Raw genomic sequence first — 18,783 nt, 5'->3', positions numbered from 1 at the left:
CGGCTCTGCCCCATCTCTGTCTCTCTTTCTGGCCCGGCTTTCTGCGGCCCGCAGGCGCGGCTCTCTCGCGCCGCCTCGAACCTCTTCAACCGGAAGCGAGGACACGCCATGAACGTAGCGGATCTCACCGGCCTCGCGCTCGACTACTGGGTGGCGCGCAGCCTGCCCGACTTCGTGCGCGAGATTTATTTCACCGATAGCGGCGAGACCGTCGCCGTGCGCGGCAACGATCGCGGCCGGCCGTGGGACGGTCGCTTCGAGCCGTCTACATCGTGGGAAGCCGCGGGCGTCGTGCTCGACCGCACGCAGCGTCTGGATGTGCGTGAGCATCGGGACGGCGAGACGGTGATCTGCGTGGCCGAGTTCGCCGGCAGCCATCGCACGGCGCAAGCGCAGGGCGCGACGATGCGTGAGGTGCTGCTGCGCGCGTTCGTGGCCAGTCGTTTCGGTGATGAGGTGGGCGCTGTGCTGCGCCAGCCGCAGGCGCTCTCCGGCATCGGCACGGAGCTGGCGGCGGAACCGGCCAATGTGGGCGACGTGGAGGATTTGCCGCGTCCCGATGGACAGATCGGCGATATCGGCACGCAGCCGCGTTAGAGCGGAGGGTGCGAGGTAGAGAAGGGGAGCAGCCGGGACGCTGCACGAAAAACGCAGCTAGAAAGACAAAGGGCCTTCCTGATCAGGAAGGCCCTTCGAAAGGTGGTGCGGCTGGCAGGATTCGAACCCACGACCCCTTGGTTCGTAGCCAAGTACTCTATCCAACTGAGCTACAGCCGCACGCTAAAACGATACTACTTACTGCAGTGTTACTGGAGACCTGCGCGATAAAACTGACGCAAAACTCTGAAAAGGTGGCGCGGCTGGCAGGATTCGAACCCACGACCCCTTGGTTCGTAGCCAAGTACTCTATCCAACTGAGCTACAGCCGCACACAGAAAAGAGAGTATAGCACCGATTTCGGGAAATGGAAGCCCCTTATCGCAATTTGTTTGCAGACGCGCTTCGTGTACCCTGAAGGCTGGGGCCGCAGCGCCGGGCGCGCGGTGTCCCGCAACCTTCGTGGCATTGAAGCAGGCGTGTCAGTACAGCAGCGCATCGAACGTATCGAACCATCATGAACAAGGCCTTTGTCAAAGAATCGACCGACAACGACGACGACGATCTCGAAGCCGGTCACCCCGAGATTCCCGCCGGGACCAAGAACTACATGACGCCCGCGGGCTACCAGCGCATGCGCAGTGAACTGCTGCATCTGCTCGACGAGGCGCGGCCCGAGGTGGTCAAGCTCGTCTCGTGGGCGGCGTCGAATGGCGACCGTTCGGAGAATGGCGACTACATCTACGGCAAGCGCAGGCTGCGCGAAATCGACCGGCGTATCCGCTTCCTGACGAAGCGGCTCGATCTGGCCGAGGTGGTCGACAGCAGCCGTCAGGAGAGCGTCGATCAGGTGTTCTTCGGCGCGACGGTCGAGTACGGCACCGAGGACGGCGAGTCGCATACGATCACGATCGTCGGCGTCGACGAAATCGATCTGGATCGCGGCCACGTGAGCTGGATCTCGCCGATCGCACGCGCCTTGCTGAAGGCGAAGATCGGCGATCAGGTGACCTTGCATACGCCTACGGGCCCGGCGTCCATCGACGTGCTCGATGTGCGGTATCCGGCGCCCGGCGCGTAGGCGCTTTATCCCTCCGGCTCTGCCGGATCGGTAAACGAAAAAAAGGCGCCGCGAGGGCGCCTTTTTCAGCTACACAGCTGGCCGAAGCGGCCAGCGGCGTGAAGCTTAGAAGCGGTGACGCATACCAACCGTCACAGCGATCTGGTCTTGACGGGTCGAAGCCGAACCCAGACCGTTCAGGTAAGCACCGATGTTGGCCGAGTTGTCCGACACGTGTTGCCAGTCGCCTTGGAGGTAGACGTCCGTGCGCTTCGACAGTGCGTAGTCCGACTGCAGAGCGACCGTGTTGTAGTTCGGGTTCACACCGCCACCCAGGTTTGCACGGGTGTACGTGTACGCGCCAGCCAGGCTCAGGGCCGGGGTCAGAGCGTAACGGATGTTACCTTCGAAGTTCTGGAAGCGCGCGCTGTCAGCACGGAAAGCGATGCCGCCGGTCGAGCCCGTGCCCGTACCCGATTGCGTACCCGAGATGCCGCCGCCGTTTGCGTCCGACAGGTTCGTCTGCGTGTACACGAAGCCAGCCGTTGCCGGGCCGAACGTGTAGTTCACGCCGCCGCCGAACGTGCGTTGACGGCCAGCCAGGAACGTCCATTCGCCGGTTTGCGAGCCGTTTGCGCCCGAGGTCGGCAGACCGTTCGCGAAGGTTGCGCTCGTGACGTCGTTGTTCAGCTGCAGGTAGCCAGCTGCGACGTTCAGGCCGCCCCAGTTGTACGTTGCGCCGAAGCTGTACGCGCGGTTGTTCGCGAATTCGCTGCTGTTCGAGAACGAGTACGTGCCGCCGAACTTGAAGCCAGCATAGTTGACGCTGCTGTACTTGATCGTGTTGTTGAAACGGATCGAGTTGTTCAGGTTGTCGTTGTCATACGGGTGAGCAGCGATCGTGCCGCCGTATTGCGTACCCGTGTTCGACAGCGGAGCCAGGTAGTCGACGACGGAGTCGTACTGGCGACCGAGGGTGACAGCACCGTACTGGTTGCTTGCCAGACCGACGAACGCTTGACGGCCGAACATGCGGCTCGACTGACCTGCCGTGCCGTTCATGATGTTGAAGCCGCTTTCCAACGTGAAGATGGCCTTCAGACCGCCACCGAGGTCTTCCGAACCACGCAGGCCCCAACGGCTACCGTTGACGGTGCCGCTCGAAGCCTTCCACAGGCTGTGGCCGCCCGAGTTGTTCGCGTAGGTGATGCCGGCGTCGACCAGGCCGTACAGCGTGACGCTGCTTTGAGCGTGTGCTGCCGTTGCAAAAACGCCCGTGAGGGCAGCGACCATGAGAGTCTTTTTCATCTTTGTAAACTCCGAGAACAGAGGTGGGTTTCGTCGAACCCTGTTTGGGAAGCCGTCCACGCGATTGGCAGCGAGAGGCGAACTCGCGTGGCGCGTAAATCCGTCGAAGTCGGCTTCCGGACAGGCAGAGTGTAGAGACGGTGCTCGGAAAGCAGGCATTCCGATTTGCGCAATAAAGTATTGCGGATTTGGAAATGGTTACCGGATCTTCGTTTCCGCCTTGCTGGATGGGGCTTTCAGAGGGATTGCAGAGCGCGGGTGGGGAGTGTCAACCGAATGGCGTTGTGCGATCGCTACAACAATTGATTGCGAAAAACAACGTAAATCACGGTTAAGCAGGATTATTGCGTGCAACGTAACAGATGATTGTGCTGCGTACAGTTAATGCGCCAGAACGCTGCCGCTATACTGAACTCACTGCTTTCCGAAGCAGACTTTTTCGTTGACGAAAAAGATCTCCAAACCTTTGTCGGCGCGGCCATTGGCTGCGCTTTTTTTTGCCCGCCAATTAGCAGCGGGACATGGCGCCCCGCCTCGCATCCTGTCTGCCCTAACGACCACGCTCCTCGGGCGGTTCGGATTGCAGACTCCAGTCTTCCATTACATAGTGCCGGGCGTCCATCGGGGAACACAGCAGGTTGTGCCAGTGATCGCCGTGCCACGGACCATAAGTGTCGAGCTCACCGGCGGTGGCCTGATCGGGACCGTCGATTTCCACGAGCCAATGCATCCAACGTCGCAGAGTCGTCAGCATGATGACCTCCCTTTGCACGCGAACGTATTCATGATGAGTTGAACGTAATACTCGAACAACCGGTAAAAACACTTACGTTTGACACCAATTGTTACACTTCGGGAAATTTTCCCGACATATACCGAAGTCAGGTAATTAAGCGGATAAAGATGCCGCCGATGCCGCGTCTCCGATAATCATTCCGCTTGCATATATTTTTTGTGCGTTTTTTGATGCGTGCGGGTTTATCGCGAAAACGGGAATGCTGTTATAAAAAATTCGCTTGACTGGCGATTGTCGTTCCCCGTATAACGGCACTTCTGATTTACTTCTTTAGCGGTAATTGAATTGTCGCAGGAAAAGGAAGTGATTCAGCAAAGCATTCGGCGTGAGGATAGTGCCCGCGTCATTAAATTTTGAGGGAAACGGAAACATGGAAACCGGTATTGTCAAATGGTTCAATGATGCAAAGGGCTTTGGCTTCATCACGTCGGACGCCGGCGGCGACGACCTGTTCGCGCACTTCTCGGAGATCCGCGCAGACGGCTTCAAGTCGCTGAAGGAAAACCAGCGCGTGTCGTTCGACGTCAAGGTTGGCCCGAAGGGCAAGCAAGCCGCGAACATCCAGCCGATCTAAGCCGGGTGCGCTGCGCCAGCGGGCGCGAAAGGCTGCATGTCCAAGTCTGCGCGTCTGCTTGCCGCACGAACAAGCCCTGGAGAAACCAGGGCTTTTTTGTTTCTGGATTCGCATGAATGACGCGAAAGCCGCGTAATAATCGCCGCTCAGTAATTAAGATTCGCGGGAAAACCCCGATTCAAAAAAACTCGTCAATTAGAATTAAAGACCGGGTGCGCGCGTCGGGGTCTTATCCGTGGAAATCGCCGGGAAGTCCAGCGCGCTTCGTCCAAACGGTGCATACTTGGGCGGATTTCTTTTTCACGTCTTACTGTTTCACCATGTCCGACACCTCCATGAGCGCCGAATCGAGCGCTGAACTGAGCGCCGAACTGAGCGCCGAACGCTCGTCCGGCGACGTTCCGCTGGTCTTCGTGGATCTCGAAACGACGGGCGGCTCCGTGGGCGAGCATCGCATCACCGAAGTCGGCGTCGTCGAGGTCAAGGATGGCGAGGCCACGCGCTGGAGTTCGCTCGTCGATCCGCAGCAGTCGATCCCGCCCTTCATTCAGCAGCTCACCGGCATTACTAATCAGATGGTGCGCGGCGCACCCACGTTCGCCGAGATCGCGCCCGCGCTGTTCGAGCGCCTCGCCGGCAAGCTGTTCGTCGCGCACAACGCGAGTTTCGACCGCGGCTTTCTGCGCGCCGAATTCGAGCGCGCCGGTATCGCGTTCAATCCCGACGTGCTGTGCACCGTGCGCCTCTCGCGCGCGCTCTTTCCGTCCGAAAAGCGTCACGGACTCGACGCGCTGGTCGAGCGCCACGCGCTCGTGCCCGCCGACCGCCACCGCGCGCTCGCCGACGCCGATCTGCTCTGGCAATTCTGGCAGCGCCTGCCGGGCCTCGTGCCCGCGCAGATGCTCGCCACGCAGATCGACCGGCTCACCCGCCGTCACCGTCTCGCGGGCGACATCACCGACGAATTGATCGAATCCGCGCCGGCCGGTCACGGCGTGTACGCGTTTTTCGGCGAGAACGAGGCGCCGCTTTACGTGGGACGCAGCGTGCGGGTGCGCCAGCGCGTGCGCTCGCATCTGTCGGGCGAGCGCCGTTCGGCGCGCGAGCAGCGCATGGCGCAGCAGGTGCGCCGCGTCGAATGGCAGGCCACCGGCGGCGAGATTGGCGCATTGCTCGTGGAGGCGCGCTGGATCGCGCAGTGGCGGCCGTCGTTCAACCGCGTGCCGCGCGTGTCGAAGCAGGATCCGCTGTCCGCGCCCTGGCCGTTCGACGGCGCCGTACTGATCGAAGAGGGCGACGCCGCGAGCGCTGCGCCCGTGTTCCATCTGATCGACCGCTGGTGCTATCTGGGCGCCGTCGCGAACGAGGCCGAAGCGGCCATGCTCTGCGCCGCGACTCGCGAGCCGGCGTTCGAACTCACGACCTGGCGCATTCTGCAGACGCGTTTCGAACGCGTCTTGCGCGTCTTGCCCTTGCCGGCGTCCTCGTCCGCGTCTGTCGACGACGGCCTGACGACCGCCGTCTAACGCTAACGCTTAAGAACTCGCGCGTTCGCGCTTACGCCATGCCGCCCACGCCGCCCGTCTCGCAGACGTGGCCGAGCGCGCGCGTCATGGCGTCGGCGCGCGTCGAGTCGTAGCGCGTCAATTCCTTCCAGTTCGCCACCGCACGCGCGACGCGCGCGGGGCAATCGTCCGCCATGCGCGTGGCTTGCGCGCGCGCGAGCGCGCCGATCAACTGACCCGTGAGCCGATCGAGCTGCGGACGCGTGACCGTCGCGAGGTCGGGCGCCGGCTCGGCGGGCGGCTGCGAGGAGCGCCACGTCGCGAACAGCGCGTTCTGCACGTCGGTGCTCGCGTCGATCTGATCGCGGAAGAACGCGCGCGCGAACGCCGGATCGACACCGGCCGCGGCGGCGCGCTTCTGCACGTCGGCGAGCAGGGCGTTTTCGCGCGGCGTATCGGTGATCGCCTTATGGTTGATCCACTTCCAGTGCGCGACCGGCTCGGCGAGCGCGAGGCGCTGCGAAACGAGGGCGACGAGATTGGTGAGCGCGGTGTCGTCGCCGTCGGCATGGGCCGAGACGGCGGGCAAGGCGAAGAGGAGGGCGGCGGCGCAGGACGCGAGGGCGCGAAAGCGGAAGGTCATTGCACGAAGAGGCCGGCTGGCCGATGAGGGAAAAGCGAAGGATAGCCGGTTGAGGACGTGGTGCCCGGAATTCGCGGCTCGCGGCGTTGAAGCGGAGCGACGATGTCGGCGATGCAGGGAGCGTGCAGGCCGGGAAGTTGGCCGGGCGCGATGGTCCGAAAGCACGCGAGCGCGCACGAGCGCACACATTCGCCGCGCGAGCGGCTTTTGCGCGTACAGCTTGTGGTCAGCGTGCGCCCAGCGCCACGCGCGCGCCGCGATCGTTCGCGGCGGCGCCGTCAGCCAGGCGCGACTCGCACGCGCGAGCGGCAAGCGGGGCGGTCCATCGTGCCGCTTGCGTCGCGCGACTGCGCTTCCCCGTCACTTCTGTTCGTGTGCCTTACGTTGCTCGTCGAGGAATGCGCGCACGTGAGCGGGCAATTCGTCGCCGAGAAACTCGACGGCCACCGGTTCCGGATCCGGGCTGAAAACTTGGTCCGGGGTCGGAAGCTTTGGCGGTTTGGCGTCCATGATCTTTCTCCTATGTAAGCCGATTATCCGGCTCGGTCCTTCCGTCGCGCTAGTGCTCGTCAGAGCAAAGGTGCTTTTCCGATCTGTCTGTTGCTTTCTTCGCACAGCGATCGATTTTATCGAGCGTCCGGGAATATAATCTTTTGGATTCCCGTCTATTGTTCCAATTCGCCCGCATTCAGGTATTTAACGGATGAATGCGCGTGCGCTATAGACCAGGGTTTTGCCGCAGTCCGTCCCACCGTCCATCACGTATCCCGTTAATGCCCCGCCAGGCGGGCGTTCCAGGCAGCTCGTCAAGTTGGACGCCCGGTTCGGTCCCCCGCGCTCAAGTCCATCTCTCTACAACGATCGATTATGAACGTTCGTTGACGCGAGATCTTTAAATACATTTAAAACACGTAAGCGATCGTTTCTGTCGAGTCTGATGATTAATGACTCGCTGGAAGCGCTTTTCAGACGGATTTATTGAGCGAATTCGCAGGAATGCAGGATTAAACGCGGCTGAGCGCGTTGTGTTCCCTCATCTGCGTACCGGAGCGCGCTTCGCGCCGTCATTTCAGAAACGTCCGATTCGATCCGACGGCGCGCACGGCTATCTTCAAAAGCGCGGCCGACGAAGCCGATGCGCACGACCGCCGCATCGCGGCGCGCACGCGATCTGGACGCCTCATGAACGACCCGCATTCCGCAGACTCGACACTGTCCCCAGCGCTGCCCTCAGCTCTGCCCATCAACGAAGCCACAGCGGCCGACTTGCATCGGCACGCGCTCGCCGCCTTTCGCGCGGGCGAGACCGCGCGTGCGCGCGACACGCTGGATCGCGCGCTTCACCTCGCGCCTGGCGACGCCACGCTCTGGGAGCATCGCGGACTGATCGCGGCGCTTGCGGGCGAACATCTCGTCGCCGAGGCGTGCTATCGCCGCGCGCTCAGTCTTTCGGGCGGCACGGCGAGCCAGCATCGCAATCTTGCCGATGTACTCAAGCTCGCCGGCCGTGCCGACGAAGCGTGCGAGCACTATCGGCAAGCGCTCGCGTGCGATCCCCGGCTGCATCATGCGGCGCGCCGTCTCGGCGATCTGCATCAGGAAGCGGGGCGCATCGACGAAGCCGCGCAGGCGTTGCGCCACGCGTGGTCGCTCGACGATGCGACCCAGCAAGACGGCGTCGATCTGCTCAACGCGCTGGCGCGCTTCGCGCCCGCGCCCGAAACGGAGATCGATGCGCTGATCGCCGCGTACCGCGCGCGCTTCGCGAGCGATGCCGTGGCGCTCAAGGAACTCGCGTTTGCGCTGAACGGCCTCGATCGCTTCGCCGACGCGCTCGATGTCGCGCGGCAAGGTCTGGCCATCGACGCCACGTTGCCGCTGCTTCATCACAACGCCGCGTACGCGCTGCACATGCAGGGCGACCACGCGGGCATGCGCCGCCACAACGTCGAGGCTGCGCGCCTCGCGCCCAACGAGGCCAACATCCAGTTCAATCTCGCGATTTCGCTGCTGCGCGACGGCGAGTACGAGGCGGGCTGGAAGCAGTATCGCTGGCACGAGCGCCTGGCGCACAACCGCACGCTCGCGCAACCGCCGTTTCCCGAGTGGCAGGGCGAGCCGGTGGACGGACGGCGTTTTCTGCTCTTGGGCGAGCAAGGTCTCGGCGATCAGGTGCAACTGCTACGTGGCGCGGACTGGCTCGCACGGCGCGGCGCGATCGTCGATGTCTGGGTCGACGCGGCGCTGGTCGGCATCGCGAGTCGCGCGCGCGGCGTGCATCGCGCGAGTGCCGCGTTGCCGCCGGGGCCGTACGACTACTGGTGCCGCATGTTCCGCATGCCCGAACGCATGGCGATGACGCTCGATACGCTGCCGGGCGCCATGCCGTATCTCTCCGCCGAACCCGATGCCGTCGCGCGCTGGTCCGACCGGCTCGACGCGGCAGCGCCGCGCAGGCCTGGGCGTCTGCGCGTGGGGCTCGTTTGGGCCGGCAATCCGGGTTACGACCTCGACCGCTATCGCTCGATGAAGCTCGCTGCGCTGTTGCCCGCGATGTTGCCTTCGCCCGGCGGCGCGGCGGTTTCATGGTTTGCGTTGCAGAAGGGCGCGGCGGAGCGCGAACTGGCCGCGTTGCCCGCCGGCATCGACATGACGGCGCTCGGCCCCGAGATCTCGACCTTCGACGACACGCTCGCGATCGCGCAATCGCTCGATCTGGTGCTGACCGTCGATACCTCGGTGGCGCATCTGGCGGGCGCGGCGGGCGTGCCGGTGTGGGTCATGTTGCCGTTGTGCACCGACTGGCGCTGGATGTGCGATCGCGCGGACAGTCCGTGGTATCCGTCGGCGCGGCTTTTCCGGCAGCGCGAGCTGGGCAATTGGGATGATGTGGTCGAGGCGGTGCGCGTGGCGTGCGTGACGTTACTCGCGCTGGCCGCTCAGCGCTAGAAGCGGGGGAAAACGGAGGCGGAAAACAAAAAGCCCAGTCCGAAGACTGGGCTTTTTGATGAAACTTGGTGGTGCCGGAAAGAGGAATCGAACCCCCGACCTTCGCATTACGAATGCGCTGCTCTACCGTCTGAGCTATTCCGGCGTCACATCAGAGAAGAAAGATTATAGGAAACTGGCCGAAAGAATGCAAGCCCTTTCCCCATCTTTTTTCATTTTTTCGCGTCGAGGTGATAACGCGTCACGCGCTCGACCTCGTTCTTCGAGCCGAGGAACACCGCGACGCGCTCGTGCAGGCTGGTCGGCTGGATGTCGAGAATGCGTTCCGTGCCGTTGGTGGCCACGCCGCCCGCCTGCTCGACGATGAACGACATCGGGTTCGCTTCGTACATCAGGCGCAGCTTGCCCGGCTTCGACGGATCGCGCTTGTCGGCCGGATACATGAAGATGCCGCCGCGGTTCAGGATGCGGTGCACGTCGGCGACCATCGAGGCGATCCAGCGCATGTTGAAGTTCTCGCCGCGCGGGCCGTCCTTGCCTTCGTTGAGTTCGCCGATGTACTGCTGGACCGGCTCATACCAGTGGCGCGCGTTCGAGGCGTTGATCGCGTATTCGCGCGTGTCTTCGGGAATGCGCATGTTGCTCTGCGTGAGCACCCACGAACCGAGTTCGCGGTCGAGCGTGAAGCAGTTCACGCCGTTGCCGGTGGTGAGCACGAGCACGGTTTGCGGGCCGTAGACGGCGTAGCCCGCCGCGACCTGCTTCGTGCCCGGTTGCAGGAACGATTCCTCGGTGGCTTGCTGGCCGTCCGGGCAGCGCAGGACCGAGAAGATCGTGCCGATCGAGACGTTCACGTCGATGTTCGACGAGCCGTCGAGCGGATCGAACACCAGCAGGTATTCGCCCTTCGGATAGTTGGCCGGAATCGGGAAGAACGTTTCCATTTCCTCGGACGCCATGGCCGCGAGGTTGCCGCCCCATTCGTTGGCGTCGAGCAGGATTTCGTTCGACAAAATGTCGAGGTTCTTCTGCACTTCGCCCTGGACGTTTTCGCTGCCCGCCGTGCCGAGGGCGTCGCCGAGCGCGCCCTTGCTGACGTTGAAGCTGATCGCCTTGCACGCGCGTGCGACGACTTCGATCAACAGACGCAGGTCGGCGGGCAGGTTCTTGTGCTCGCGTTGCTGCTCGATCAGGTACTTCGTGAGAGTGGTACGACGGTGCAAAGCCATTGCATTACTCCGGGGAGCTTGGGGAATAGCGCAATTCTACCCGCTGGGCTGTGACTGCCCGGTGCGTAAAACGGCAAAAAGGCCGCCAGCCAGCGGCCTGGGGCGCCGGGCAGGGGCTGCGGCGGGGAAAAAATTCGAAAAAAAACCGCGAAAAAAGCGCGAAAAAAAGCCGGCCCCATGATGTTCACGGGGCCGGCTCAGCGTGCCGGGCTCAATGCATCAATGCATCAACGCATCGAGGGCTCGTCCGTCAGGCCAGCGCCTTTTCGACGATCTCGCGCACGTCGCGCGACTTCGCCTGCTTCGCGACCTGTTCGAGCGCGGCGCGCATCGCATCGCGCAGCTTCGGCGTGAAGCGGCGCCACAGTTCCAGATTGCGCGCGAGGCGTGCGGCCACCTGCGGGTTGATCGCGTCGAGCGCGATGACCTGTTCGGCCCAGAACGCGTAGCCCGAGCCGTCGGCGGCGTGGAACTGCGCCGGGTTCGCCGCGCAGAAGCTGAAGATCAGCGAGCGTGCGCGGTTCGGATTCTTCAGATTGAAGGCCGGATGGCGCATCAGCGCGCGCACCGTCTCGATCACCGGACGCTGCGCCGTGCCGCGCTGCGTGGCCTGGAGCGAGAACCACTTGTCGATTACCAGCGGCTCGTTCTCGAAGCGCGCGTAGAAGTCTTCGAGCGCGCGCTTCGCGGCGTCGCCGCCCGCGGCCGCCGAGGCGTTCAGCAGCGCCGAAAGCGCCGCCGCGCGGTCGGTCATGTTGTTCGCGGCGTCGTACTGCGCGCCGGCGAGACGCAGCGCGTCGGCGGGATCGTCGACTTCCGAGAGATACGAGAGCGCGAGATTCTTCAGGCCGCGATGACCGGCGGCTTCAGGCGTCGGCTCATAGGCGCCCGGCGTGAGGTTCTGCTCATAGGCGGCGAGCCATTCGGCCTTGAGCGCATTCGCCAGATGCTTGCGCACGAACTGGCGCGCGGCGTGCACGGCGGCCGGATCGGACTCGGCCATCTGCTCGGCCAGATAGGTTTCCGACGGCAGCATCAGCGCGAGTTCGCGGAACGACGGCGAGAGCGAGGCGTCGCTCAGCACGCGGCGGAACGCCTCGACGAGCGCGTCGCTCATCGCCAGCGGCTGGCCGGCGCTCGCGCGCGTGGCGAGCGTCAGCAGCTCGCGCGTGGCGAGGCGCTGGCCCGCTTCCCAGCGGTTGAACGGATCGCTGTCGTGCGCGAGCAGGAACGCGAGTTCGGCGGTGCCGTAGTCGTACTCGACGATCACCGGCGCCGAGAAGTTGCGCAGCAGCGACGGCAGCGGCTTCGCGTTCACGTCGGCGAACGTGAAGGTCTGCTGCGCCTCGGTGAATTCGAGCACGCGCGTCGTGCCGTTCGCGGCGCTTTCGCCTTCGAGCTTGAGCGGCAGATCCTGGCCGTCCGGGCCGATCAGGCCGATCGCGAACGGAATGTGCAGCGGTCCCTTCTGCGTTTCGCGCGCGGCGGGCGAGCCGTTCGCGTAGCCCTGCGTGAGCGTCACGCTATAGCGCTTCGCGGCTTCGTCGTAGCGCGTGCTGACGGTCACGCGCGGCGTGCCCGCCTGGCTGTACCAGCGCTCGAATTGCGCGAGGTCGCGGCCATTGGCGTCGGCCATCGCGCGGCGGAAGTCGTCGCAGGTGACGGCCTGGCCGTCGTGGCGCTGGAAGTAGAGATCCATGCCCTTGCGGAAGCCGTCGCGGCCGAACAGCGTCTGATACATCCGCACGACTTCCGAGCCTTTCTCGTAGACGGTCATCGTGTAGAAGTTGTTGATCTCGACGTAGCTCTCGGGGCGCACCGGATGCGCCATCGGGCCCGCGTCCTCGGCGAACTGCATCTGGCGCAGCACGCGCACGTCTTCGATACGCTTGGTGGCGCGCGCGGCTTCGTTCTCGTCGCCGCCCGACATCGCCGCCGAGAATTCCTGGTCGCGGAACACCGTGAGGCCTTCTTTCAGGCTCAGCTGGAACCAGTCGCGGCAGGTCACGCGGTTGCCGGTCCAGTTGTGGAAGTACTCGTGGCCGACCACGGCTTCGATGTTGGCGAAGTCGACGTCGGTGGCCGTTTCGGGATTCGCGAGCACGTACTTCGTGTTGAAGATGTTGAGCCCCTTGTTCTCCATCGCGCCCATGTTGAAGTCGCTCACGGCGACGATCATGAAGCGGTCGAGATCGAGTTCGAGGCCGAAGCGCGATTCGTCCCAGCGGATCGAGTTGATCAGCGAGTCCATCGCGTGCTGCGTCTTGTCGAGATCGTGCGGCTCGACCCAGACCTGAAGCAGCTTTTCCTTGCCCGAGCCGCTCTGGATGCGTTCTTCGAGCGCGACGAGCTTGCCCGCGACCAGCGCGAACAGATAGCTCGGCTTGCGGAACGGGTCTTCCCACTTCGCATAGTGGCGGCCGTCGGGCAGATCGCCTTCGGCGATCAGGTTGCCGTTCGAGAGCAGCACGGGGTAGGCGGTCTTATCGGCGCGCAGCGTGACGGTGTAGGTAGCCATCACGTCGGGGCGGTCGAGGAACCAGGTGATGCGGCGGAAGCCTTCCGCTTCGCACTGCGTGAAGAAGTTGCCGCTCGACACGTACAGACCCGAGAGCGTCGTGTTGGCCGCCGGATCGCAGGCGCCCGTGAGCGTCAGCGTGAACGACTCGGGCACGTTCTCGACCGTCAGGCCGTGTTCGTGCGTGCGCACGTGCTCGTAAGGCTGGCCGTCGATGGCCGCGCCGATGAATTCGAGCTGCTCGCCCATCAGTTCCAGATGCGCGGCGTGCTTCGCTGCCGGATTGCGGCGCACGGCGAGCGTGCTCTTGACGATGGTGCGCTCGGGCACGAGGTCGAATTCGAGATCGACGGTGTCGATCAGGAAGGCGGGCGGCGCGTAGTCTTCGCGGCGGATCACGTTAGGCGTAGCGGTATCGGACAGGGTTTCCATGGGCGAATGTGGTGAGCGGCTCGGGTCGGATGAAGAAAGCTGCGCTGCGGTGGCCTGCAGGGGTGGCCTGCAGTGGCCAGTCGCCCCATTGTACAAAGGCTCGCGCCGCTTGTCCGTCGGGGCAAAAAGCGGCGGGGCGCGTCACGCAAGGCGCATCATGGATGTGGCGCGGATGTCGCGCAGCGTAACGATGTCGGCGGACGCGGACGGGCGTCGAACTTTCCCGGTGCCGCGCGAGTCAGTATGATCGTGCTGCCGCAAAATGAGCGCGACCCCGATTCCGCCAGGATCGCGGCTGGCGCGCCGCGGCGCTTGCGAATCGGCTACAACGCCGCTTACGAAACTGCGACAGACAGGGAATAAGCCAGGCCGCCGATTCGTATCGCAAACAGGTGAAGCAAGCGGTCCCCACGACTGCGCTTTTCCCACCACTGGCACTACTGCAACGAGAAGACCATGATGCCCGACCGATGGACCCGCCGCGCCCTGCTGATGCTGGCGGCGCTTGCCGTGACGCTGTCCGGCTGTACCACCTACGTGACGAGCCAGGTGACCGCGTTCTCCGCCTGGAACGGCGGCAGCGACGCCACCCGCACCTATGCGTTCGCGCGCAACCCCGACCAGGAACACAGCATCGAGCAGTCGACCTACGAGAATCTCGTGGCCGACGGGCTCGCCGTGCAGGCGTTCCATCAGGTGCCCCAGCCGCAGGCGCGCTATCTCGTGGGCCTCGCCTACGGCAGCCGCATGGACACCGTGACGGTTCCGCAGCCCGTGTACTACAACCCGTGGCCGGGCCCATATTGGGGGCCGTTCAATCCGTGGGGCCCGTGGGGTCCGTACGGTCCGGGCTATGTGAACCAGACTTATCCGGTCTATTCGCACGCGCTGTCGATCCGCATCACGGAGAAGGGTAGCGGCAAGGAGGTCTATAACGTCTCCGCGCGCACCTCGGGCGACGATCCCTCGCTCGTGCGCGTGATGCCGTATCTCGTGCGCAGCGCGCTCGCCAACTTCCCGCTGCAGAACGGCACGGTCACCGAGGTGAAGCTGCCGCTCGACAGTCACGGCGGCGCGCCCAACGAGGCGGCCGCGCCGATGCCCGCTTCGGCGCCCGGCAGCGCGCAGGCGAAGTAAGCCGCGCGTCGGCTGAATCGACGAATCGACGAATCGTCGATTCGACGGCGATGAAAAAAGCGCGCCGGACCCGCAAGGTCCGGCGCGCTTTGCTTTTGGCGCGCAGCGAGGAGCGTGCCGCTTCAGCGGCCGCTTCGTCGCAATGGCGGCTTAGCGCTGCGTCTGCGCGCGGCTATGCACGCGCGCGCCCGCCGCATACGTTTCGTACACGGCGCGGTCGTCGCCGAGCAGGGCGAACGCGAACAGCAGTTCCTCGAGCGAATCCACGCGCGCGGTGCGGCGCGCGAGCAGCGGTGTCGCCTGCGGATCGAGCACGACGAAATCGGCTTCGGTTTGCGGCGCGAGCGTGCCGATCTGGTCGGCGAGATCGAGCGCCTGCGCGGCGCCCGCCGTCGCGAGCCAGAACATGCGCGTGGCCGTCAGATGATGGCCGCCCATGCGCGCGACCTTGTGCGCTTCGTTCATGGTTTGCAGCATCGAGAACGAGGTGCCGCCGCCCACGTCGGTCGCGAGCGTGACGGGCATCTGCGTCTGCTGCGCCTTGTCGAAGTCGAACAGGCCGCTGCCGAGGAACAGATTCGACGTCGGGCAGTGCGCCGCGACCGTGCCGGTTTCGGCCATGCGGCGGCGGTCTTCGTCGTCGAGCCAGATGCAGTGGCCGTAGACGGCGCGGCGGCGCAGCAGGTTGTAGCGGTCGTAGACATCGAGATAGCTGCGCTGACGCGGAAACAGCTCCTTCACCCACTTCACTTCGTCGAGATTCTCGGCCACGTGGCTCTGGATGAAGATGTCGCCGTGCGCCTTCGCGAGCGCCTCGCAGGCTTCGAGCTGCGCCTCGGTCGAGGTCGGCGCGAAGCGCGGCGTGAGCGCGTACATCTGGCGGCCGTTGTTGTGCCAGCGCGCGATCAGCTCGGCGCTGTCGTCGTAGCCGCTTTGCGGCGTGTCGCGCAGGAACTCGGGGCAGTGGCGGTCCATCAGCACCTTGCCCGCGACCATGCGCAGGTTCTTCGCCGCGCTCGCCGTGAACAGCGCGTCGGCCGACTGCTTGTGCACCGTGCAGTAGACGAGCGCCGTGGTCGTGCCGCTGGCGAGCAGTTCGTCGACGAAAAAGCGCGCCGTGTCGGCGGCCACGGCTTCGTCGGCGAAACCGCGCTCGGTCGGGAACGTGTACGTTTCCAGCCACGGCAGCAGGCCCGGCGCCGGCGAGGCGATCATGTCGGTCTGCGGATAGTGGATGTGCGTGTCGATGAAGCCCGGCACGATCAGCTTGTCGCGCAGGTCGTGCACGCTCGCGCCCTCGCTCACGCGGTCCTTGAGCGCGGACCACGCGCCGGACGCGGCCACGCGGCCGTCCTCGACGATCACGACGCCGTCCTCGTGGAACACGGCGGCGTCGGGCGACTGCGCGGGGTCGCCGGTGAACGTCAGCAGTTTTGCGCGAAAAGCCGATTGAGTCATGGGTACTTCGTCTCCGGAAAATTCAGGTATTCGTCAGCAGGAAGCGTGCGCGCTTCGTCATCGCATTGGCGCGCATCGGGCGCGCCGCTCCTGAAAACGCGGCGCGCGAGAGTCGGCCCGGCATCGCTTCAATCGAGGCGAACACGCGGGCGTCGATCCATCCAGGCGCGACAGCGCCCCGGGCGCGGCGCGCGTGCGCCGTTCCCTGAGTCGTACTTCGTGCGTCATGGGCACTGTCCGGGCCGCATCGGCCTGCTGCGGCCTGCTGTGGCACGCAGCGCTCGCCGCTTTCGCTCCGGCTTAGTTCGCCGGCCAGTAAGCGTCGAGCTTCGCGATCAGCGCGGCACGCTCCTCGGGCGTCACGAACGACGCCTCGAAGCCGTTGCGCAGGATCGTGTACACCTCCTGATCGTCGAGCTTCAGCGCGTCGATGATCGCGCTGTAGTTCTCGTTCACGTAGCCGCCGAAGTAGGCCGGATCGTCCGAATTGACGGTGACCGCGACGCCTTTGTCGAGCAGCTGCTTGAGCGTGTGCTGCGTCATGTCGTCGAACACGCAGAGCTTGGTGTTCGAGAGCGGGCAGACCGTGAGCGCCACGCGCGTGTCGGCCAGACGCGTGACGAGCGCCGGGTCCTCGATGCTGCGCACGCCGTGATCGACGCGGTCGACCTTGAGCAGATCGAGCGCTTCGTAGATGTAGGCGGGCGGGCCTTCCTCGCCCGCGTGCGCGACGAGCTTCAGGCCCTTCGCGCGCGCCTTCTCGAACACGCGCTCGAACTTCGAAGGCGGATGGCCGCGCTCCGACGAATCGAGGCCCACGCCGATCATGCGCGGATAGCGGTCGAACAGCGGCAGCGCGGCGTCCCACGTGGCGAGTGCGTCGGCTTCGCTCAGATGGCGCAGGAAGCACAGGATCAGCTTGCTCGTGAGGCCGCGCTTTTCGGCGTCGGCGAGTGCGCGGTCGATGCCCGCGACTACCGTGTCGATCGACACGCCGCGTTCGGTGTGCGTCTGCGGATCGAAGAAAATTTCGGTGTGCGTGACGTTATCGGCGAGCGCGCGCTCGCAGTACGCCATCGTCATGTCGTAGAAGTCCTGCTCGTGCAGCAGCACGCTCGCGCCCGCGTAGTAGATGTCGAGAAACGACTGCAGGTCGGTGAACGCGTAGGCCGCGCGCAGCGCCTCGATCGACTCGTAGGCGAGCGTCACGTTGTTGCGCTGCGCGAGCGCGAAGATCAGCTCGGGTTCGAGCGAGCCTTCGATATGGATGTGCAGCTCGGCCTTGGGCGCGCCGAAGGCCTTCTGGACGAGCGGATTAGCGTGGGTCGTGATCGTCATGGTGTGGTCGGTCGATTCTGTTCGTTCAATAGGTGACATCACGCGGAATGGGGCATGGCGGCCGTCGCGCGCACGGGCGCCGAGGCGGCCTCGATCGCCTGCAGCAACTGCGCGGCGGCCGAAATGGCGATGACCTCGGGCGACTTGTCGACGATGCCGTCCACGCCGAGCGGGCAGTTCATGCGCGCGATCTGCGACGGGTCGATGCCGCGCGCGGCCAGCCGGTGCTCGAACTGCTTGCGCTTCGCGTGCGAGCCGATCATGCCGAAGAACACGAAGTCGCCGCGCCGCAGGATGCGTTCGGCGAGATCGAGGTCGTGCGCATGATCGTGCGTCATCACGATGAAGCTGGTGCCGGGCGGCGCGGCGTCGACGGCTTCGTCGGGCGCGTCGCTGGCGTCGATGACGACGTTCGGCGCGCCCAGCGCCGCGAACGCTTCCGGCGAGGGAAACGCCGCGTCGCGCGCGTCGACCCAGCGCACGCGGCAGGGCAGCGTGCCGAGCACGCGCACGAGCGCCGCGCCCACGTGGCCCGCGCCGAACAGCACGACGGGAAAGTCGTTCGGCGCGATGGTCTCGGTGAGCAGGATCGTGCCTTCGCCGGGCGAGGCCGAACGGGTGTCCCAGAGCAGGCAGTCGGGCGTTTGCGCGCCCGGCTCCGGCTCGGACAGCATGACGGCGTCGACGCTGGCGTCCAGGCTGGCCGATGCCGTGGCGGGCTCGCCATTCCGCGAGGAGCGGAATGATACGCTACGAACGGTCGATGCGCCCGCGCCGAGCCGGCGCGCGAGCGTGGCGAGCCAGCCGAGGTCGGCCACGTCGAGGCGCTCGAAGGCGAGCACGACCGCGCCGCCGCAGCACTGGCCGAGGCTCGGGCCGAGCGCGAGGCGTTCCAGACGGCGCGCGTGCGGCGTGCGCATGCCGTCGCGCAGCACCTGGCGGGCGATCTCGATGGCCTTCCATTCCAGATGGCCGCCGCCGATCGTGTGCCGCGCGGCCTCGCGCGTGACGATCATCTTCGTGCCGGCCTCGCGCGGCGCCGAGCCTTCCACGCGCGCGACGGTCACGAGCACGGCGGCGTCGCCATGCGCGAGCAATTGCTGCAGATCGGTGAGCCAGGCTTGCATCGGGTGCATCTCCTACAAAACTGCGGGGCGGCGCGCCGGGCGCGCGGCCGGTGGATCGTCATGGCGTCGCGCGCGGCTTGCCGCTGCCGCGCGCTCAAGGGTTCGAGCATGC

Annotated in this window: 15 protein-coding genes and 3 tRNA genes; 6 read left to right on the top strand and 12 right to left on the bottom strand. The window is 65.0% G+C overall.

The window, feature by feature from the left end; genetic code table 11:
• Positions 1-108 precede the first annotated feature (108 nt).
• Positions 109-597, top strand: a complete 489-nt coding sequence (locus tag U4Y88_RS08180; RefSeq protein ID WP_321783300.1) for a phage protein NinX family protein — start codon at positions 109-111, stop codon at positions 595-597.
• Between the two features lie 103 nt (positions 598-700).
• Here U4Y88_RS08180 and U4Y88_RS08175 read toward each other — a convergent pair.
• Positions 701-777: transfer RNA gene (locus U4Y88_RS08175), tRNA-Arg, on the bottom strand.
• 75 nt (positions 778-852) lie between these two features.
• Positions 853-929: transfer RNA gene (locus tag U4Y88_RS08170), tRNA-Arg, on the bottom strand.
• A 185-nt stretch (positions 930-1,114) separates the two neighbouring features.
• On the opposite strand from U4Y88_RS08170, the gene greB reads away from it, so the two are divergent.
• Entirely contained in the window at positions 1,115-1,678 is a 564-nt protein-coding gene (gene greB, locus U4Y88_RS08165) for a transcription elongation factor GreB (RefSeq protein WP_224004261.1), read from the top strand.
• A 105-nt stretch (positions 1,679-1,783) separates the two neighbouring features.
• On the opposite strand, the gene U4Y88_RS08160 is transcribed toward greB, so the two are convergent.
• Entirely contained in the window at positions 1,784-2,965 is a 1,182-nt protein-coding gene (locus U4Y88_RS08160) for a porin (protein WP_321783298.1), read from the bottom strand.
• 550 nt (positions 2,966-3,515) lie between these two features.
• Positions 3,516-3,719, bottom strand: coding sequence for a hypothetical protein (locus tag U4Y88_RS08155; RefSeq protein ID WP_224004671.1), 204 nt, complete (start codon positions 3,717-3,719; stop codon positions 3,516-3,518).
• A 412-nt stretch (positions 3,720-4,131) separates the two neighbouring features.
• On the opposite strand from U4Y88_RS08155, the gene U4Y88_RS08150 reads away from it, so the two are divergent.
• The gene (locus U4Y88_RS08150; RefSeq protein WP_065058198.1) at positions 4,132-4,335 is read left to right on the top strand and encodes a cold-shock protein; all 204 of its coding nucleotides are present in this window, start codon (positions 4,132-4,134) and stop codon (positions 4,333-4,335) included.
• A 335-nt stretch (positions 4,336-4,670) separates the two neighbouring features.
• Complete coding sequence (locus tag U4Y88_RS08145) at positions 4,671-5,861, top strand: 3'-5' exonuclease family protein (RefSeq protein WP_321783423.1); 1,191 nt, start codon at positions 4,671-4,673, stop codon at positions 5,859-5,861.
• A gap of 31 nt (positions 5,862-5,892) precedes the next feature.
• On the opposite strand, the gene U4Y88_RS08140 is transcribed toward U4Y88_RS08145, so the two are convergent.
• On the bottom strand, positions 5,893-6,483 hold the full coding sequence (locus U4Y88_RS08140; protein ID WP_321783296.1) for a chorismate mutase: 591 nt from the start codon (positions 6,481-6,483) through the stop codon (positions 5,893-5,895).
• 360 nt (positions 6,484-6,843) lie between these two features.
• Entirely contained in the window at positions 6,844-6,993 is a 150-nt protein-coding gene (locus U4Y88_RS08135; RefSeq protein ID WP_167371414.1) for a hypothetical protein, read from the bottom strand.
• Between the two features lie 672 nt (positions 6,994-7,665).
• Between U4Y88_RS08135 and U4Y88_RS08130 the strand changes: the two genes are divergently transcribed.
• On the top strand, positions 7,666-9,432 hold the full coding sequence (locus U4Y88_RS08130) for a tetratricopeptide repeat protein (RefSeq protein WP_321783294.1): 1,767 nt from the start codon (positions 7,666-7,668) through the stop codon (positions 9,430-9,432).
• A 69-nt stretch (positions 9,433-9,501) separates the two neighbouring features.
• Here the strand turns inward: U4Y88_RS08130 and U4Y88_RS08125 are convergent.
• From U4Y88_RS08125 to pepN, 3 genes are all read right to left on the bottom strand, one after another.
• Positions 9,502-9,577: transfer RNA gene (locus tag U4Y88_RS08125), tRNA-Thr, on the bottom strand.
• Between the two features lie 67 nt (positions 9,578-9,644).
• A complete protein-coding gene (locus U4Y88_RS08120) occupies positions 9,645-10,661 on the bottom strand; it encodes a class 1 fructose-bisphosphatase (RefSeq protein WP_310630110.1) in 1,017 nt (338 codons plus the stop codon).
• A 250-nt stretch (positions 10,662-10,911) separates the two neighbouring features.
• Positions 10,912-13,602, bottom strand: coding sequence for an aminopeptidase N (pepN, locus tag U4Y88_RS08115; protein ID WP_321783421.1), 2,691 nt, complete (start codon positions 13,600-13,602; stop codon positions 10,912-10,914).
• 465 nt (positions 13,603-14,067) lie between these two features.
• Here pepN and U4Y88_RS08110 point away from each other — a divergent pair, with 465 nt between their 5' ends.
• Positions 14,068-14,748, top strand: a complete 681-nt coding sequence (locus U4Y88_RS08110) for a DUF4136 domain-containing protein (protein WP_224004243.1) — start codon at positions 14,068-14,070, stop codon at positions 14,746-14,748.
• 150 nt (positions 14,749-14,898) lie between these two features.
• Here the strand turns inward: U4Y88_RS08110 and guaD are convergent, their stop codons facing one another.
• The 3 genes from guaD to xdhC all read right to left on the bottom strand — a co-directional run bounded on the left by guaD (position 14,899) and on the right by xdhC (position 18,671).
• A complete protein-coding gene (guaD, locus tag U4Y88_RS08105; protein WP_224004240.1) occupies positions 14,899-16,206 on the bottom strand; it encodes a guanine deaminase in 1,308 nt (435 codons plus the stop codon).
• A 300-nt stretch (positions 16,207-16,506) separates the two neighbouring features.
• Entirely contained in the window at positions 16,507-17,544 is a 1,038-nt protein-coding gene (locus U4Y88_RS08100) for an adenosine deaminase (RefSeq protein WP_321783292.1), read from the bottom strand.
• 38 nt (positions 17,545-17,582) lie between these two features.
• A complete protein-coding gene (gene xdhC, locus U4Y88_RS08095) occupies positions 17,583-18,671 on the bottom strand; it encodes a xanthine dehydrogenase accessory protein XdhC (RefSeq protein WP_321783290.1) in 1,089 nt (362 codons plus the stop codon).
• Positions 18,672-18,783 lie beyond the last annotated feature (112 nt).

This window comes from Paraburkholderia sp. J94, assembly GCF_905220285.1.
In the GTDB taxonomy this organism is placed as follows: Bacteria; Pseudomonadota; Gammaproteobacteria; order Burkholderiales; family Burkholderiaceae; genus Paraburkholderia; species Paraburkholderia tropica_A.
This window is presented reverse-complemented; position numbering and strand designations above follow the sequence as displayed.

Bases quoted from the DNA above. Each gene is read 5' to 3' on its own strand.
- guaD (WP_224004240.1), bottom strand. From the start codon at position 16,206: ATGACTCAATCGGCTTTTCGCGCAAAACTGCTGACGTTCACCGGCGAC.
- U4Y88_RS08180 (WP_321783300.1), top strand. From the start codon at position 109: ATGAACGTAGCGGATCTCACCGGCCTCGCGCTCGACTACTGGGTGGCG.
- U4Y88_RS08110 (WP_224004243.1), top strand. From the start codon at position 14,068: ATGATGCCCGACCGATGGACCCGCCGCGCCCTGCTGATGCTGGCGGCG.
- U4Y88_RS08140 (WP_321783296.1), bottom strand. From the start codon at position 6,483: ATGACCTTCCGCTTTCGCGCCCTCGCGTCCTGCGCCGCCGCCCTCCTC.
- U4Y88_RS08130 (WP_321783294.1), top strand. From the start codon at position 7,666: ATGAACGACCCGCATTCCGCAGACTCGACACTGTCCCCAGCGCTGCCC.
- U4Y88_RS08150 (WP_065058198.1), top strand. From the start codon at position 4,132: ATGGAAACCGGTATTGTCAAATGGTTCAATGATGCAAAGGGCTTTGGC.
- xdhC (WP_321783290.1), bottom strand. From the start codon at position 18,671: ATGCAAGCCTGGCTCACCGATCTGCAGCAATTGCTCGCGCATGGCGAC.
- U4Y88_RS08120 (WP_310630110.1), bottom strand. From the start codon at position 10,661: ATGGCTTTGCACCGTCGTACCACTCTCACGAAGTACCTGATCGAGCAG.
- U4Y88_RS08155 (WP_224004671.1), bottom strand. From the start codon at position 3,719: ATGCTGACGACTCTGCGACGTTGGATGCATTGGCTCGTGGAAATCGAC.
- U4Y88_RS08160 (WP_321783298.1), bottom strand. From the start codon at position 2,965: ATGAAAAAGACTCTCATGGTCGCTGCCCTCACGGGCGTTTTTGCAACG.
- U4Y88_RS08145 (WP_321783423.1), top strand. From the start codon at position 4,671: ATGAGCGCCGAATCGAGCGCTGAACTGAGCGCCGAACTGAGCGCCGAA.
- U4Y88_RS08135 (WP_167371414.1), bottom strand. From the start codon at position 6,993: ATGGACGCCAAACCGCCAAAGCTTCCGACCCCGGACCAAGTTTTCAGC.
- greB (WP_224004261.1), top strand. From the start codon at position 1,115: ATGAACAAGGCCTTTGTCAAAGAATCGACCGACAACGACGACGACGAT.
- U4Y88_RS08100 (WP_321783292.1), bottom strand. From the start codon at position 17,544: ATGACGATCACGACCCACGCTAATCCGCTCGTCCAGAAGGCCTTCGGC.